This is a genomic window from Actinokineospora terrae, from assembly GCF_900111175.1.
GTDB lineage: Bacteria > Actinomycetota > Actinomycetes > Mycobacteriales > Pseudonocardiaceae > Actinokineospora > Actinokineospora terrae.
The window spans coordinates 174,826-190,995 of sequence record NZ_FOGI01000004.1 but is presented as its reverse complement, the minus strand read 5'-3'; the positions used below and the strand labels follow the sequence as shown (position 1 = coordinate 190,995).

The 16,170-nt window shown below is 71.7% G+C and carries 14 protein-coding genes; 10 read left to right on the top strand and 4 right to left on the bottom strand.

The annotated features are described in order from the left end of the window. The first annotated feature begins 201 nt into the window (after positions 1-201). The 3 genes from BMY07_RS09410 (at position 202) to BMY07_RS09400 (ending at position 2,526) form a co-directional block, all read left to right on the top strand. Entirely contained in the window at positions 202-531 is a 330-nt protein-coding gene (locus BMY07_RS09410; protein WP_092777298.1) for a PadR family transcriptional regulator, read from the top strand. Beyond that, complete coding sequence (locus BMY07_RS34245; protein WP_092776596.1) at positions 528-1,706, top strand: DUF1700 domain-containing protein; 1,179 nt, start codon at positions 528-530, stop codon at positions 1,704-1,706. The genes BMY07_RS09410 and BMY07_RS34245 overlap by 4 nt, the downstream gene beginning before the upstream one ends. A gap of 139 nt (positions 1,707-1,845) precedes the next feature. After that, positions 1,846-2,526 (top strand): response regulator, encoded by a 681-nt coding sequence (locus tag BMY07_RS09400; protein ID WP_092776594.1) that lies wholly within the window; start codon positions 1,846-1,848, stop codon positions 2,524-2,526. 87 nt (positions 2,527-2,613) lie between these two features. On the opposite strand, the gene BMY07_RS09395 is transcribed toward BMY07_RS09400, so the two are convergent. After that, positions 2,614-3,360 (bottom strand): CAP domain-containing protein, encoded by a 747-nt coding sequence (locus BMY07_RS09395; RefSeq protein ID WP_245782291.1) that lies wholly within the window; start codon positions 3,358-3,360, stop codon positions 2,614-2,616. Between the two features lie 43 nt (positions 3,361-3,403). Next, positions 3,404-3,922: a hypothetical protein gene (locus tag BMY07_RS34240; RefSeq protein WP_177215508.1), complete on the bottom strand. Its 519-nt coding sequence runs from the start codon at positions 3,920-3,922 to the stop codon at positions 3,404-3,406. Positions 3,923-4,141: 219 nt separating this feature from the next. Between BMY07_RS34240 and BMY07_RS09385 the strand changes: the two genes are divergently transcribed. From BMY07_RS09385 to smc, 5 genes are all read left to right on the top strand, one after another. Next, complete coding sequence (locus BMY07_RS09385) at positions 4,142-5,647, top strand: alkaline phosphatase family protein (protein WP_092776590.1); 1,506 nt, start codon at positions 4,142-4,144, stop codon at positions 5,645-5,647. 47 nt (positions 5,648-5,694) lie between these two features. After that, positions 5,695-5,979: an acylphosphatase gene (locus tag BMY07_RS09380; RefSeq protein ID WP_092776589.1), complete on the top strand. Its 285-nt coding sequence runs from the start codon at positions 5,695-5,697 to the stop codon at positions 5,977-5,979. A gap of 52 nt (positions 5,980-6,031) precedes the next feature. Beyond that, complete coding sequence (locus BMY07_RS09375; RefSeq protein WP_092776587.1) at positions 6,032-6,547, top strand: sigma-70 family RNA polymerase sigma factor; 516 nt, start codon at positions 6,032-6,034, stop codon at positions 6,545-6,547. Next, positions 6,544-7,278 (top strand): anti-sigma factor family protein, encoded by a 735-nt coding sequence (locus BMY07_RS09370; protein ID WP_092776585.1) that lies wholly within the window; start codon positions 6,544-6,546, stop codon positions 7,276-7,278. The genes BMY07_RS09375 and BMY07_RS09370 overlap by 4 nt, the downstream gene beginning before the upstream one ends. Before the next feature lie 118 nt (positions 7,279-7,396). Beyond that, the gene (gene smc, locus BMY07_RS09365; RefSeq protein ID WP_092776583.1) at positions 7,397-11,257 is read left to right on the top strand and encodes a chromosome segregation protein SMC; all 3,861 of its coding nucleotides are present in this window, start codon (positions 7,397-7,399) and stop codon (positions 11,255-11,257) included. A gap of 103 nt (positions 11,258-11,360) precedes the next feature. On the opposite strand, the gene BMY07_RS09360 is transcribed toward smc, so the two are convergent. Continuing rightward, the gene (locus tag BMY07_RS09360; protein WP_092776581.1) at positions 11,361-11,861 is read right to left on the bottom strand and encodes a hypothetical protein; all 501 of its coding nucleotides are present in this window, start codon (positions 11,859-11,861) and stop codon (positions 11,361-11,363) included. A gap of 347 nt (positions 11,862-12,208) precedes the next feature. Here BMY07_RS09360 and BMY07_RS09355 point away from each other — a divergent pair, with 347 nt between their 5' ends. Further along, complete coding sequence (locus tag BMY07_RS09355) at positions 12,209-13,126, top strand: GNAT family N-acetyltransferase (protein WP_092776580.1); 918 nt, start codon at positions 12,209-12,211, stop codon at positions 13,124-13,126. A 51-nt stretch (positions 13,127-13,177) separates the two neighbouring features. Beyond that, entirely contained in the window at positions 13,178-14,602 is a 1,425-nt protein-coding gene (locus tag BMY07_RS09350) for an FAD-binding protein (protein WP_092776579.1), read from the top strand. Here BMY07_RS09350 and BMY07_RS09345 read toward each other — a convergent pair. Further along, positions 14,599-16,110, bottom strand: a complete 1,512-nt coding sequence (locus tag BMY07_RS09345) for a sodium:solute symporter (protein ID WP_092776578.1) — start codon at positions 16,108-16,110, stop codon at positions 14,599-14,601. The two genes, BMY07_RS09350 and BMY07_RS09345, sit on opposite strands and share 4 nt — an antisense overlap. Between the last annotated feature and the right edge of the window lie 60 nt (positions 16,111-16,170).

The window sequence follows — 16,170 nt, the reverse complement described above, 5'->3', positions numbered from 1 at the left end:
CCAGGGCGAAAGGGCCAGTGGGTCGAGGGCGAGCGGGGAAGCCGTCGTGCTGGGGCGCGACGGGGCCGGGCCGAGGGGCGAGCGGGAAGACGTCGCGCTGGGGGCAAGGGCTGGACCGGAGAGCGAGCAGGGGGGTGTGGCTTGCGCGGTAGTGCGCAATGCGCAATAGTGTCGACAGTGCGATAGCGGGAGGGGGTGCGCGTGGACACCAGTCAGTTGCTCAAGGGAGTGCTGGACCTGGCCGTGCTGGCCGTGCTGCGGGACGAGGACGGGTACGGGTACGACGTGCTGCGGCGGTTGCGGGGTGGGGGGTTGGAGGAAGTGGGGGACGCGTCGGTGTACGGGACGCTGCGGCGGTTGTACCGGGCCGGGTTCCTCACCTCGTACGTGGTGCCCAGCGATGAGGGGCCGCACCGCAAGTACTACGGGGTCAACGACGCCGGGCGGGAGCGGTTGGTCGAGTCGGAGCGCGACTGGCGGGCCTTCGCCGTGGCGATGGACGGGATTCTGACGAAGGGGGTCGTGGCGTGAACGCGACGGAGGCGCGGCCCGGGGTCGCCGACTACCTCGGCCGGGTGCGCGCGGCACTGGCCGACCTGCCCGCCGACGAGCTGACCGAGGTGATGGAGGACGTCGAGCCGCACGTCACCGAGGTGTTCGCCGAGGCGGGCGACGCCGACGAGGTGACCCGCAGGCTGGGCACCCCGGAGGCCTACGCGGCGGAGCTGCGGGCCGCGGGCGGGTACCCGCCGCCCATCCCGGTGCGCGGCGGCACCAAGTGGGCCGCCCGGTACACCCTGTGGGTGACGCTGTTCGTGACCGTGGTCGCGTTCGGCACCGGGGCGGTCGCGCTCGCCGGGCGCAACGGGCAGTTCGCCGCACTGGGGGTGTGCGTGATCTTCGCGGTTCCCGCACTGGTGTGGCTGTTCACCGGCCGGGTCCGCCCGGCCGACGTCGAGGCGCTGGCGGAGTACCGGTTCGGTCAGCGCAAGGCGCGGGCCGTGTTCGCCCGGCTGCCCGACCGGGTGGTCGACTACCTGCGCTCGCTCAAGCCCGCGTGGTGGCTGGTGCGGATCGGCCTGGTCGTGGTGGCCGTGTTCGCCAGTCGCGGGGAGGCGGCGGTCGTCCTGCTCGGGGTGGTCGTGCTGGTGACGTGGGCGCAGCCGCGCTCGCGGGAGGACCGGCGGCTGGTGCCGGTCGTGGTGGCGGCAAACGCTTGCCTGGCCGGGGTCGTGCTCGCCCTGCTGGCCTTCGCCATCGACTCGGGCTCCCAGGAAAGCCGCGACTACTACCCCGTCTACAGCACCGGCGGCCTGACCTACGACGGCTCCTCGCTCAGGAACGTCTACGCGGTCGACGGCGACGGCAAGGCGATCACCGAGTTCTACCTCTACGACGAGGACGGCAGCCCGATCAAGCTGTTCGGCCGGTTCTGCGACGAGAACGGCTACGAGTCGGAGGGCTACGTCAACAGGTTCCCGCTGCCGCGCGGGGTCCAGCAGGGCCCGCGGCACACCTGCGACCCCGAGTCCGGGATGCCGTTCGTGCCGCTCCCGCCCAAGGCGACCGACACCAAACCGACCGACACCAAACCGACGACCGCGCCAACCCCGTCCACCACAGCGGTTCCCACCTCGGCGGCCGTCCCACCGACGGCGGCGACCTCGACCCCGCCGACCACGCCCGCCCCGACGACCACCAAATAGCGTCAACGTCGCGGGGCTCGGCGTCAGGATTCCATCAACGCGTGACCGGTCCGGCCGCGAGAGGCGCACTCTTGCGGCCGGACCGCCCGCGTGGTGCGAGGATGCACCGAGGGGTGACCCGCACTGATCTGGAGCCGCCGTGACCACCGTGCTCGTCGTCGACGACGAACCCCAGATCGTCCGCGCGCTCCGCATCAACCTCACGGCGCGCGGCTACGACGTCCGCACCGCCCATGACGGCGCCGCCGCACTACGAGCGGCCGCGGAGAGCAAGCCCGATGTGGTCGTCCTCGATCTAGGCCTACCGGACATAGATGGCGCCGAAGTGATCGAGGGCCTCAGAGGCTGGACCTCGGTACCCATCATCGTTCTCTCCGCACGAGGCGACTCCACCGACAAGGTCAAAGCTCTAGACGCGGGCGCGGACGATTACGTCACCAAGCCCTTCGGGATGGACGAACTCCTTGCCCGCCTTCGTGCTGCCGTGCGTAGAGGCACCACAACGCCCGCGACAGAAGAAGCCGTGGTGACAACGGCGTCCTTCGCGGTGGACCTAGCCGCGAAGAAGGTCCACCGCGACAACGCGGAAGTACACCTCACCCCGACCGAGTGGGGGATCCTGGAAGTGTTGGCGCGCAACCGGGGCCGGTTGGTCGCGCAGAAGCAGTTGCTGCAAGAGGTCTGGGGTCCGGCTTACGCCAACGAAACGCACTACCTGCGCGTGTACCTGGCCCAGTTGCGCCGAAAACTCGAACCCGAACCCTCGCGCCCGCGCCACCTGATCACCGAGGCGGGCATGGGTTACCGCTTCGAACTCTGAACCTAGCGACCGAACTCGCTCATCTACCGAGCTCGCCTATCTACCGAGCTCGCCTATCTACCGAGCTCGCCTATCTACCGAGCTCGCCTATCTACCGAACATCTGAGTCCAGTAGTACCCGTTCTGCACAAAGCCGAGCCCCATCGTCTTCAGCCCGCAGTTGAGGATGTTGGCGCGGTGACCGGACGAGTTCATCCACGCGGTCATCACCTCCGCCGCCGTCCGCTGCCCCTTGGCGATGTTCTCCGCGCCGGGGCTCGGGTACCCGGCCGCCTTCGCCCGGTCGACGAACGTGCGGCCGTCGAGGCTGGTGTGGGAGAAGTAGTTCTGCGCCGACATGTCCGCGCTGTGCGCCTGCGCGGCCTGGTTGAGGCGCGCGTCGAGCACCAACGGCGCGCACCCGGCCTTCGCCCGCTCGTCGTTGGTGATCGCCAGGACCTGACCTGCAGCGGACGGGTCGACCGGGGCTGGCGGCTTGGTCGTCGTCGGCTTCGGCGGCGTGGTGGTCGGCTTGACCGTCGTCGTGGTGGTCGTCGTGACCGGCGCGGACGAGGACGTCGTGGTGGTGGTCGTCGTCGGGGTGGTGCTCACCGACGACAGCGTGGTGGGCGCCGTCGTGGTGGACTCGGCGCTCGGGTCCGCCGTCGCGCCCTCGACCAGCGCGATCTCGCGATCGAGTGACGCCTCATCGGGGGAAGCCAGCGTCCCGTCACCCACGCTGGGTGCGGTCGCCAGGGTGGCCACTCCCGCCGTGCCCGCCCCGACAGCCAGGGCTACGAGCACGGCGGGCACCAAGCGGGTACGGCGACCGCCGGAATGGTGTCCACGTGTCACGGTTTGGCAACGTACCACTAATGGGTGACGTCGCCACCGTCGGTCACGGAGTCGGCGAGGGCGGCGGAGTCGTCGTCGTGGTGGTCGTGACCGGCGGCGGAGTCGTCGTCGTGGTGGTCACCGGCGGGTTGATCGTCGGACTCGGCGTGCCCGGGTTGGGCGGCCGGGTCGTCGTGGTGGTGGTCGGCCGACCGGGACGCTTGCTGGTCGTCGTGGTCGTCGTCTCCGACTCGGTCGTCGTGGTGGTCGACTCCGTGGTCGTCGGGTCCGTCGTGGTGGTGACGCCCGTGGTGGTGGCGTCGGTCGTCGTGGTCGTGGTGGGGGTCGTGGTGTGCGTCTGGTTGACCGTGACCTCGGCGCCGGGGGACTGGGCGTCCTCGCCGTCGCCCGCGGCGAACGCGGCCACGGCGGCGAACACCGTCGCGCTCACCACGCCCGCGACACCCAGGATGGCGTACGGGGACCGGCGGTTGGCCGGGCCGTCGTCCGGGTAGTCCACGTCGGTCGCGTGGTCGGGATCGGTCGCGGGGTCGTCAGCGCGGTCGTCGGCTGGCTCGGACATGCGGTCCTACCTCCCTGACCCGTCGGCAAGGCGGGCCACGGCGCGGCAAGCTATCACCCGCTCCGGTGAACGCGAACGGGCACCCGTCGAAACGGCGGTCGCCGACTCCCGGAGTTCACGCACAGTTCGGTCGGCGAACCGCCGCCGTCCGTTGCCGATGACTTGTCTGTACAGGAACCTACCGCGGTACTCGCCGGACCGAGTCCTTGGAGGAACCCCTTGCGGCGAACACGTCTGTCGGCCCTCACCACCGCCCTGGCCGTCACCGCAGGTGCCCTGATCGCCCCCACCCTCGCCCCGACCGCTGCCGCGGCGGCGGCCAAGACGCCGAAGGTGCTGGTCATCGGCATCGACGGACTGCTCTTCGACAAGATCGCCCCGGCTGACGCCCCCACCCTCGACAGCCTCATCGCGTCGGGCTCGTCGAGCAAGACCGCCCTCTACGCGCCCCCGTTCGCGCCCACCCTGTCCGGGCCGGGATGGGCGACGCTGGCCACCGGAACTTGGCCAGACAAGCACCGCGTGCTCAGCAACAGCTGGGGCACCTCGACCAACCTGGCGACCTACCCGGACTTCCTGACCCGCGCCGAGCAGGCCAGGCCCGCGCTGTCCACCTTCGCGGCCGCCACCTGGGACCCGCTGGTCGACGACTCGGCGGGCAAGGCGATCTTCTCCAGCGCCGTCGACGCCAGGGCCAACGGCGCCAACGACACCGACACCACCAACCAGACCGTGGCCCGGCTGCGCGACGTGGGCCCGGACGCGAGCTTCGTCGTCCTCGACGACGTGGACGCCGCGGGCCACAACTGCGGTGCCGCGACCACCTGCTACCTCGACGCCGTCGCCGCGACCGACAAGCGGGTCAAGCAGTTCGTCGACACCGTCCGCGCCCGCTCGAACTACCCGAACGAGGACTGGACGTTCCTCGTCTCCGCCGACCACGGCCACACCGACGCGGGCGGCCACGGCGGCAACTCCACGCCGGAGCGGTCGTCGTTCATCATCCGCAGCGGCCCCGGCACCACCCCCGGCACGCCCGCGATCGCGCCGAAGAACGTGGACGTGGCCCCGACCGTGCTGTCGCTGCTCGGCGTCGCGATCCCGGCGGCGCTCGACGGCCGGGTGCTGGGCACCGCGACCGGCGACCCGTTCGACGGCCTGGTCGGCTCCCTGCAGGCCAGGGTCGACGAGACCGGCATCCCTGCCGCGGTGCGCGGCTGGACCAAGACCACCCCGTCCGGCTGGACGATCGACAACTCAGCCATGGGCACCGGCGGCGTGACCGAGTGGCGCGGCTGGTCGTTCGCCACCGACGAGTTCTGGACCAGGACCGAGGCGGGCCAGAGCCGGGAGAGCAACGTCCGCGCCCGCGGCGTGTTCGCGGTCGCCGACTCCGACGAGTGGTCGGACAAGGCCACCTCGGGCACCTACACCAGCGCGCTGACCTCGCCCGCGGTGTCGGTCGCCGGTAAGCGCACGCTCAAGGTCGGCTTCAGTTCGCACTACCGCAAGGAGGGCAACGAGACCGCCACGGTCACCGTCTCCTTCGACGGCGGCGCCGCCCGCACCGCCCTGACCTACACCGGCGACGCCATCGCCAAGATCGAGTCCCTCTCGATCGCCGTCCCCGCGGGCGCCCAGTCCGCGAAGGTCACCTGGCGCCTGGCCAACGGCGCCAACAACTGGTACTGGGCGGTCGACGCCCCGGTGTTCACCACCGCCTAGTCGGCACGCCGACGATCCCCGGCACCGGCCCGTGCGACCATGGGCCGGTGTCGGGGAGTGCCGCGGTCCGGCTGACCGCGTTCGTGCGAGGCCAGGTCCAAGGGGTGGGTTTCCGCTGGTGGACGCGGTCGCAGGCGTTGCGCCTCGGGCTCGTCGGGTGGGCGCGCAACACCGACGACGGGCGGGTCGAGGTGGTCGCCGAGGGAGCGAGGCAGGCGTGCGACGACCTGCTGGCCGCGCTGCGCTCGGGGCAGACCCCGGGGACCGTCACCGCGGTCATCGAGAGGTGGGATGACCCGAAGGGGAACCTGCGGGGGTTCCTCGAACGTTGAGTGACCGGGTCCACAGTGAACCAACCGGCTTCGGGAGGCGTAAGCCCTGAACGTGGGGAGCCCGGGGCAGGACGACGAGTTCGTCCGACAGCTCTACAGCCGATACCGGCGACCGCTGCTCGGCTACGTGCTGCGCGCGGTCGGCGGTGACCACCAGCGCGCCGAGGACGTCGTGCAGGAGACACTGTTGCGGGCATGGCGGCACGCCGAGTCGCTGGAGGCCGACAAGGCGGGCCCCTGGCTCTACACCGTGGCCAAGAACCTGGTGATCTCCGGTTACCGCAGGCAGAGCGCCCGGGTGGCCGAGGTACCGATCGACGACGCCGACTGGCCGCGCGCCGGTGACGAGTTCGAGCAGGTGCTGCAGGGCTGGCAGGTCGCCGAGGCCATGCGGGTGCTCTCCCGCGACCACCGCGCGGTGATCGCCGAGCTGTTCTACCGCCGCCGCACGGTCGCCGAGGCGGCCAAGGTGCTCGGGGTGCCGCCGGGCACGGTCAAGTCCCGGTCGTTCTACGCGCTGCGCGCGCTGCGCGACGCGTTGGAGGAGCGTGGGGTGACCGAGCTGTGACCTGTTCGCACACCCTGTCGCTGGGTGCGTACCTGCTCGGGGCGCTGGACCCGGTGGAGCGCTCCGCCTTCGAGGCGCACGCCGCGCGCTGCGCCGACTGCCGCACCGAGCTGGTCCGGCTCGCCCCGCTGCCCGGCCTGCTGCACCGCATCTCCGCCGCGGACTTCGAGGACACCCCCGAGGTGCCCGCGGACCTGCGCGGCGGCGAGCCCCCCGCCTGGTACGAGGAAGAGCCGGTCACCGAGCCCGCCCAGGGGCGGGTCCCGGCCGTCACCCTGGTCCCCGATGCCCTGGTCCCCGATATCGATGCCCCCCGGAAGGGCCGCAGGCTCGCCCTCATGGCCGCCGCCGCGGCCGTGGTGGTCGCGCTCTCGGTGGGCGGGGTGCTGGTCTACGAGGCGGTGCGCGGGCAGGAGAACCAGCCGCCGCTCACCGTCAGCTGGTCGGCGACCGACCAGGCCAGCGGGGTCCGCGCCGATGTCGACCTGACCGACCGCGCCTGGGGCACCGAGGTCAAGATCCGGCTGCACGACGTGCCGCCGGGCAAGCCGTGCAAGCTGGTGGTGCGCGGCCGCGACGGCTACCGCGAGGTCGCGGGCTGGTGGGCGACCAGCTACGGGCAGGGCGAGTCGATCCCGGGCAGCACCTCCATCGACCTGACCCGGATCTCGCGGGTCCAGGTGGTCACCGACGACGACATCGTGCTTGTGGACGTCCCTCCGCCGTCCTGACCAGCCGTGGCCGCCGGTATGGGCCCCGCCTCCCCGGAACGGCCCGCCCGCACGGGTAGTCTCGGCCGGATAACGGCGGCTCGTCGTCCCCGGAGCCTCACCTGAAGGGTCTCGACTCGTGCACCTCAAGAGCCTGACGCTGAAGGGGTTCAAGTCCTTCGCCTCGGCCACGACGCTCAAGTTCGAGCCGGGCATCACCTGCGTCGTCGGACCCAACGGCTCCGGTAAGTCCAACGTGCTCGACGCGTTGCGCTGGGTGATGGGCGAGGGCAGCGCCAAGGGTCTGCGTGGCGGCAAGATGGAAGACGTCATCTTCGCGGGCACCGCCGGTCGCGCCCCGCTCGGCCGCGCCGAGGTGACCCTGACCATCGACAACGCCGACGGCGCGCTGCCCATCGAGTACACCGAGGTGTCGATCACCCGCCGGATGTTCCGCGACGGCGCCAGCGAGTACGAGATCAACGGCCAGGGCTGCCGCCTGATGGACGTGCAGGAGCTGCTCTCGGACTCCGGCATCGGCCGCGAGATGCACGTCATCGTCGGGCAGGGCCAGCTCGCGGCGATCCTGGAGTCCAAGCCGGAGGAGCGCCGCGCGTTCATCGAGGAGGCCGCAGGCGTCCTCAAGCACCGCAAGCGCAAAGAGAAGGCCATCCGCAAGCTCGACGCGATGCAGGCCAACCTCACCCGGCTCAACGACCTGACCGCCGAGCTGCGCCGCCAGCTCAAGCCGCTGGGCAAGCAGGCCGAGATCGCCCGCAAGGCGCAGACCACCCAGTCGGAGCTGCGCGACGCCCGGCTGCGGCTGCACGCCGACGACCTGGTCACCCAGCGCGGCGACATCGCCCGCGAGGAGGCCGACGAGGCGACGGCGCGCGGCAAGCGCGCCGAGGTCGAGCAGGCCCTGGAGATCGGGCAGGCCAGGCAGACCGAGCTGGAGGACGCCCTCGCCGTCGACCAGCCGAAGCTCGCCGCCGCCCAGGAGACCTGGTACCGGCTCTCCGCGCTGGAGGAGCGGCTGCGCGGCACCGTCCGGCTGGCCGTCGAGCGCGCCAGGCACCTGTCGGCCGCGGTCGAGGCGCCGCGCGGCGGGCGCGACCCGGAGGAGCTCGAGGAGGAGGCCGAGCACACCGCGATGCGCGAGGCCGAGCTGTTCGAGGCCGTCGCTGAGGCCCGCTACACGCTGGCCGAGGCCACCGAGCGGCGCGCCGAGCTGGAGCGGATGGTGCAGGCAGCCGAGAAGGCGCACCTGGCCGCGGTCCGCGCGATCGCCGACCGCCGCGAGGGCCTGGCCAGGCTCGGCGGGCAGGTCGAGGCGCTGCGCAGCAAGGCCAACGCCACCGACGAGGAGATCGAGCGGCTCTCCTTCACCCTCGGCGAGGCCCGCGAGCGCGCCGAGATCGCCGCCGAGGAACTGGCCATCGGCCAGGAGGAGTCCGGTGTCGAGGACACCGACGACGTGGCGCTCGCCGAGCGCCACACCCAGGCCACCGCGTCGCTGGACGCCGCCCGCGCCAGGGTCGAGGAGCTGGTCCGCGCCGAGCGCCAGGCCGAGAAGGACATCGCGTCCTGGCGGGCCAGGGTCGACGCGCTCTCGCTCGGCCTGTCCCGCAAGGACGGCGCCGGGGCGCTGCTCGCCGCGTCCGGCCGCCTGCCGGGACTGCTCGGGTCGGTGGCCGCGCTGCTGACCGTCGAGACCGGGGCCGAGGCCGCGCTCGCCGCCGCGCTCGGACCCGTGGCCGACGCCGTCGCGGTGTCAGACCCGGAGGGCGCGCTGGAAGCGTTGCGGCTGCTGCGCAACGGTGACGAGGGCCGGGCCGGGATGCTGGTCGGCGGCCCCGCTGTCCCGCTCGACCGCGCGGGCTGGCCCGCTCTGCCCGCCGGTGCCAGGTGGGCGGTCGACCTCGTGCGCGCGCCCGACGCGCTGGTGCCCGCCGTGCACCGGGCGCTGGACCGGATGGCCGTGGTCGACGGGCTCGCCGAGGCGCGGTCCCTGGTCGCCGACCACCCCGAGATCCGGGCGGTCACCCGCGAGGGCGACGTCCTCGGCGCGTACTGGGCGGTCGGCGGGTCGGAGAAGGCCCGCAGCGTCATCGAGGTCCAGGCCGCCGTCGACGAGGCCAACGCCAAGCTCTCCGCCGCCGAGCGCGCCGTCGAGCAGGCCTCCGCCGCGCTGGAGGGCGCCCGCGCCGAGCAGCAGGCCCGCCGCGCCGACGTCGACGCGGTCAAGGAGGCACTCAACGACGGCAAGGTCCGCGCCGCCCGCTCCGCCGAGCGGCTCAACCGGCTGCGCGCCGCCGTGCGCTCCGCCGAGGCCGAGGTGCAGCGCGCCGAGCACCAGCGCGGCAAGGTCGAGCAGGCCCGCGCCGACGCGCTGACCAGGCTCGCCGAGCTGGAGGAGCGGCTCGCGGTCGTCGAGCAGGAGCAGTCGGTCGACGACGAGCCCGACTCCAGCGAACGCGACGAGTACACCGCCTCCCTCGCCTCCGCCAGGCAGGAGGAGATGGAGAGCAGGCTCACCCTGCGCACCTCCGAGGAGCGGCACCGCGCGCTGCAGGGCAAGGCCGACCAGCTGCGCCGCGCCGCCCGCGCCGAGCGCGAGGCCCGTGAGCGCGCGTCGAGGGCGATGGCCTCCCGCAAGCGCGGCGCCACCATCGCCACGGCCGTGGTCGAGGGCGGTGAGCTGGCCCTGGAGCGCATCGCCCGGTCGCTGGCCCGCTCCGCGCAGGACCGCGACACCATCCAGGCCCAGCGCGCCGAACGCGAGCGCGTCCTGGCCGACGTGCGCGGCAAGGTCCGCGAGCTGGGCACCGAGCTGGAGAAGCTGACCGACGCCGTGCACCGCGACGAGGTGCTGCGCGCCGAGCAGCGGCTGCGGCTCGAACAGCTGGAGGTCAGGATCGCCGAGACGTTCGGCATCGGCCTCGACGACCTGGTCGCCGAGTACGGGCCGACCGTCCCGGTGCCGCCGAGCCCGGGGGAGCTGGCCGAGTACGAGGCGGCCAAGGAGCGCGGCGAGGACGTGACCCTGCCGCCGTCGACCCCGTACGACCGCGAGACCCAGGCGCGGCGGGCCAAGCGCGCCGAACGCGACCTGTCGCTGCTGGGCAAGGTCAACCCGCTGGCCCTGGAGGAGTTCGCCGCGCTGGAGGAGCGCTACAAGTTCCTCTCCACCCAGCTCGAGGACCTCAAGGCGACCCGGCGCGACCTGCTCACCGTCATCAAGGAGGTCGACGACAAGATCCTGGAGGTCTTCGCCTCCGCCTACGAGGACGTCGCCCGCGAGTTCGTGACCGTGTTCAACGTGCTGTTCCCCGGCGGCGAGGGCCGGATGATCCTCACCGAGCCCGAGGACATGCTGGTCACCGGGGTCGACGTCGAGGCCCGCCCGCCCGGCAAGAAGGTCAAGCGGCTCTCGCTGCTCTCCGGCGGGGAGAAGTCGCTGGTCGCGGTGGCCATGCTGGTCGCCATCTTCCGCGCCCGGCCCTCGCCGTTCTACGTGATGGACGAGGTCGAGGCCGCGCTGGACGACACCAACATGCGCAGGCTGATCGGGCTGCTCGAGCAGCTGCGGGCCAGCTCCCAGCTGATCATCATCACCCACCAGAAGCCGACCATGGAGATCGCCGACGCCCTCTACGGGGTGAGCATGCGCGGCGACGGCATCACCCAGGTCATCTCGCAGCGGCTGCAGCACCCGGGCCGGGCCATCGCCGGGGCCGCCAAGATCGCCGAGGACGCGGCTCGCCGCGCCGCCGAGGTCGCGGCCGCCACACCGGAGAACACAGCGCCGGACAACACAGCACCGGAGGCCGCCGCGCCAGAGCCTGTTGAGGGTTCGGCGCCCGCCGAGTCGACCGCCGAGACCGAGTCAGTCGCCGAGCCCGGTGCCGTGGTGGTCGCGGTGGCGATCCCGGAGCAGGGCGTGACAGCGGAGCAGGCCGACCACGGCGACGCCGAGGGTGCCACCGCGTCGTCCTAGCGAGTGTCCTGACAGGACTCCCAGAACGTGGAAAAGCCCCGACCGCCTTGGCGGCCGGGGCTTTCCCGTCACAACGTGGTGCGGTGTTGCCGAGTGCGGTTGCTCAGGCCGGGTAGCCCGGCGCCGGGGGCGCCTGCGGCGGGACGGTCTTGCGCGAGTTGGTGAAGGCCAGCCCGGCAGCCACGGCGGACACGATGGCCGCGACCAGGCCGAGGTAGAGGCCAAAGCCCGCGCCGACCGAGATGCCGCTGTCGTCGAGGCCGTAGCTCGACGCGCTGGGCAGGGTCAGCCAGCGGATGAGCAGGATCACCACGGCCGCGGCGGCGAGGCCGAGCCAGATGGTGACCAGGTTCGGCACCGCGGTGCCGACGTGCGGCAGCACCAGGATCACCGCGGCCGCCACCAGCAGCAGCACCGGCAGCCAGCCGCCGATGCCGAGGCTCCACGCGCTCGCGGACTGGTCGAAGCCCGCGAAGCCCAGGCCGCTCGGGCCGTTGTAGGACACCGAGTACCACGAGAAGAAGCTGAAGATGAACGCCAGCGCGCCAGCGCCGATACCCGCCCACTCGATCGGGGTGACGCGCTTGGGGTCGAAGTTAGCCATCGGCAGGGGCCTTCCTGGGGAGAACTCTGGGGGTCGCACGCACGCACCCGCGCGCGCGTGCGGGTCGCGGTGAGGATCGCACAAAGTATGGTCTGATCCGATCGTTTCGCAAATAACGGGACCGTCTCGGGTCGACGAACGCGGCCTTCCGGACCACCAACGGTGCCCATCGGGGCGCTCCCGGCTGAAAACGGTCACTGCCAGCGGCGACGCGGTCGCGGTGCGCAGCCGGACCGTCCACTTGGTGCGGTGGGCGCCGGGGTGCCGGACGCGCGCACCGCTCGCCGGGCGGGCGTCCCCGGTAATCCAGTCGCGCTGGGCGGTACACGGCGTTCACGCTTTCCGGTATGTACGAGTTCCGCTCCGCGACCGAGGCCGACCTGGCCGCCGCGGTCGACCTGGTGGCCCGGCTGCAGGCCGACCCCGGGCACCACATCGGCTACCACGGGACCACCGAGGAGGAGGTGGTCGAGGAGCTGACCCGGCTGACCCCGGACTGGGCCGGTGGCGCCGTGGTCGGCGTCGACCCGGCCGGTGCGGTGCGGGCGCTGCTCAGCGCCGAGGTCGACCCCGAGTCGGGTCGGGCCTGGCTGTACGGGCCGTTCGTCGACGTCCCCGCCGACCACCCGGCCGTCCGCCGGCTCTGGCACAACACCGCCGATGACCTGCTGGACCTGGTCACCGCGCGGCCACGGCTGGCGGGTGTCACCGACCTGGAGCTCTACGGCCACCGCCGCAACCGCAGGCTCGGTGACTTCGCCGCGCGCCACGGGTTCGCCGCCGGGTCGGCCAGTCGCGTGTTCACCCTCACCGGTGCCGCGCTGCGCTCTGTGCTCATCAGCGCGGCCGAGCAGGCGGTGGGACCGGGCAAGTTGGACGATGACCGCACGACGCGCGCCCAGGTGGTCGATCTGCACGAGCGCTGTTTCCCCAACCGCACCGTCAGCGGTGAGCAGTTGGTCGAGGGGACTCGCGGCCACACGGTGGTAGTGCTGACGGGTGCTGACGGCGTAATCGGCTACGCGGCTGGGTTCTTGCAGGAAGAGGAGTTCTACGTCGACTACGTCGCGGTCGATCCCAACATGCGTGACGCGGGAGCGGGCCGCGCGTTGGTACGGGCGCTCCTGCGCACTCTCGCCGCGGAGCAGGGCGCGCGGTGCCAGGCCGCGGCGGTGATCGCGTTGGGCAACGACGCCTCCGAGCGGATGTTCACCGCGCTCGGCTTCACCCTCCACCTGGAACTGGTCGCCTACCGGCTGCGGTGATCGGCGGTTATCGTGGCGCCGCCCGTGATCAACTCTGGCGAGGAGTGCCGCATGCCCAACCGCCGTCAGGTCCTGACCCTAGGTGCCGCGATCGTCGCCTTCGACGCGCTCGGCGTGGGGTGGGTGACCCAGGCCCAGGCCGACACCGGTGCGGCGGGCTTACCCGTGCCGCGGCTGGACGGTGACCTGGTCACCGACGCCGCCGCGCTCGCCGAGGCCGCCGACGACTACGGCCAGATCGCGCACCGCCGCCCCCGCGCGGTGCTGCGGCCCGGGTCGGTGTCCGATGTGGTGAAGGTGGTGCGGCTCGCCGCCGAGCACCGGATCCCGGTGGCGGTGCGCGGGCAGGGCCACTCGACGTTCGGGCAGGCGCAGGCGCCCGGTGGCGTCGTCATCGACTCGCGGACCCTGGCGACGGTGCACCGGGTCTCGGCCCGGGGTGTCGTTGTCGACGCTGGAGCCACCTGGCTGGAGGTGACCAAGGCAGCGTTGGCGGCCGGGTTCACCCCGCCGGTGGCGACCGACTACCTGGGACTCTCGGTGGGCGGCACGCTGTCGGTCGGCGGCATCGGTGGCGCTACCTCGCGGCACGGGCTGTTGGTCGACACCGTGCGGGAGTTGGAGGTCGTGACCGGCGAGGGCAAGCTGGTGCGGTGTTCGCCGACCGTCGAACGGGATCTGTTCGAGGCGGTGCTCGGCGGCTTGGGCCAGTACGCCGTGATCGTCCGCGCGACCCTGGACCTGGTGCCCGCGCCCACCACTGCCCGGATCTACCACCTCTCTTACCCAGACCTGCGCTCTATGACCGCCGCGCAGCGGATCGCCCTCGCCGATGGTCGCTTCGACTACCTGGAGGGGCAGGTGGTGTGGTCCGGGACCGGTTGGAGCTACCTGCTTGAGGGCGGCGTTTACCACTCCGCGAAGACCCCGGACGACAAGGCTGTCGTGCGCGGTTTGCCCACTGCCGCGAAGACAGAGACCACGAGCCTGCCGTACTTCGAGTGGCTCAACCGGGTCTACGCCGTCGTGGAGCAGTTGCGGCCGCTGAAGTTCCCCAACCCGTGGCTCAACCTCTTCCTCCCCGACCGCGCCACCGACTCCTACATCGAGGGCCTGCTAGCGAAGCTCACCCCGGCCGACACCGGTGGCGGCCCGATCCTGCTGTACCCGTTCACCCGCAAGCGCCTCACGCGTCCGATGGTGTCGGTCCCCGACAGCTCTGTCGTGTTCATCTTGTCCATCCTGCGCGCGGTAGCCCCACCGGACGAGGCAGTGGTCCGGACGTTGTTGGTGAACAACCGGTCTGCCTACGACAAGGCCTTGGCCGTAGGGGGCACCCAGTACCCGATCGGCTCTATCCCGGGCCAACCGGGTGACTGGCAACGCCACTACGGCACTGCCTACGGCCGCGTTCGCCGTTTGAAGAACCGGTTCGACCCGCGCGGCATCCTCGCGCCGGAACAGGGGATCTTCTAGACAGCGCTGTCGGTGCGGTGGCGCAGGGAGAGCAATCCGCCCACGACCAGCGTCACCGCCACCCCCAGCGGCGTGTACCAGGGGAAGGCGAGTGCCACCGAGTCGCCGCGCGCCTTGGCGAAGTCGACGCCGAGGAACTGGCCGGTGGCCTTGCTGAACTTCATCCCCAGGATCACGAACGCCATCACCGCCACCGTCACCACGAACGCGACGATCGCGTCGACCTGCCGGGCCCGCCTCGCCACCAGCCCGAGGACGAACGCGCCGAGCAGCGCGCCGTAGGTGTAACCGGTGATGGCCAGCGCTGTCTCGACGATCGGGTTCTTGGTCGTGGTGAACATCGACGCGAACACGATAAGAGCGCCCGCCCACACAACCGTCCACATACGACCCATCCGCAGCGCCTCGGCGTCGGTCAGCTCCCGGCGCACCACCCGCTGGTACACGTCGGTGACGGTGGACGAGGCCAGCGCACCCAGCGACGAGCTCAACGCGGCCGCGAGGATCCCCGCGATGACGAACCCGGACAGGCCGCTGGGCAACTCGGTGACGATGAACGAGGCGAACAGCTCGTCGCCCGTGGTCAGGCCCAACCCGGACACCGGGTCCAGGCCGCGGTAGAACGACCACAGCATGGTGCCGATCAGCAGGAACATGGCGAACTGCAGGAACACCACCACACCGCTGGCGATCAGCGCCTTCTGGCTGGCCCGCACGTCGTTGCAGGCCATGAGCCGCTGCACCACCAGTTGGTCGGCGCCGTGGGAGGCCATCGACAGCACCGCGCCGCCGAGGATCGCGGTGACGGCGGCGTACTGGTTGCTCAGCGGCGCGGACGCGAAGTCGAACAGTTGCGTCTTACCCGCGTCGACCGCCGCGCCCAACCAGCCGTCCGGTAGCCGCCACGCCAACACCCAGATCACCGCGATACCGCCCAGGACGTACCAGAGCATCTGGATAGCGTCGACCCACACGACCGCGCGTACCCCACCGAAGAACGTGTACGCCACCATCGCCACGCCCAGCACCGCGACGATCAGCCAATAGGCGGCGTCCACCCCGTACGCCGATAGCACTACCTTCACCGGGATCGCGGTCGCGAACAGTCGCACCCCGTCCGCGAGCAAACGGGTCAGCAGGAACGTCACCGACGCGGTCGCCTGCAACCCACCCCCGAACCGCTGCCCGAGGAAGTTGTAGGCGGTGGTCATGTTCCCGGCGACGTAACGCGGCAAGAGGACGAAGGCGACCACGGCTCGGCCGATGACGTAACCGATCGCCAGTTGCAGGTAGGTGAAGGCGCCGAGGTAGGCCACTGTCGGCACGCTCAGCACCGTGAGCGTGGAGGTCTCGGCCGACACCACCGACAGGCAGGCCACCCACCACGAGATCTTGCCGTCCCCGACGAAGTAGTCCTTCGCGGAGCGCTGTTTGCCGCCGATCAGCACCCCCAGCAACGGCATGCCGATCAGGAACACCACGATGATCGCGAGGTCGAGCACGCGCACGGCAACGGCTCCCGCCGGTCGGAGGGCTGGGCAGGGTCGGCAGGACCACGACGGGCGCCG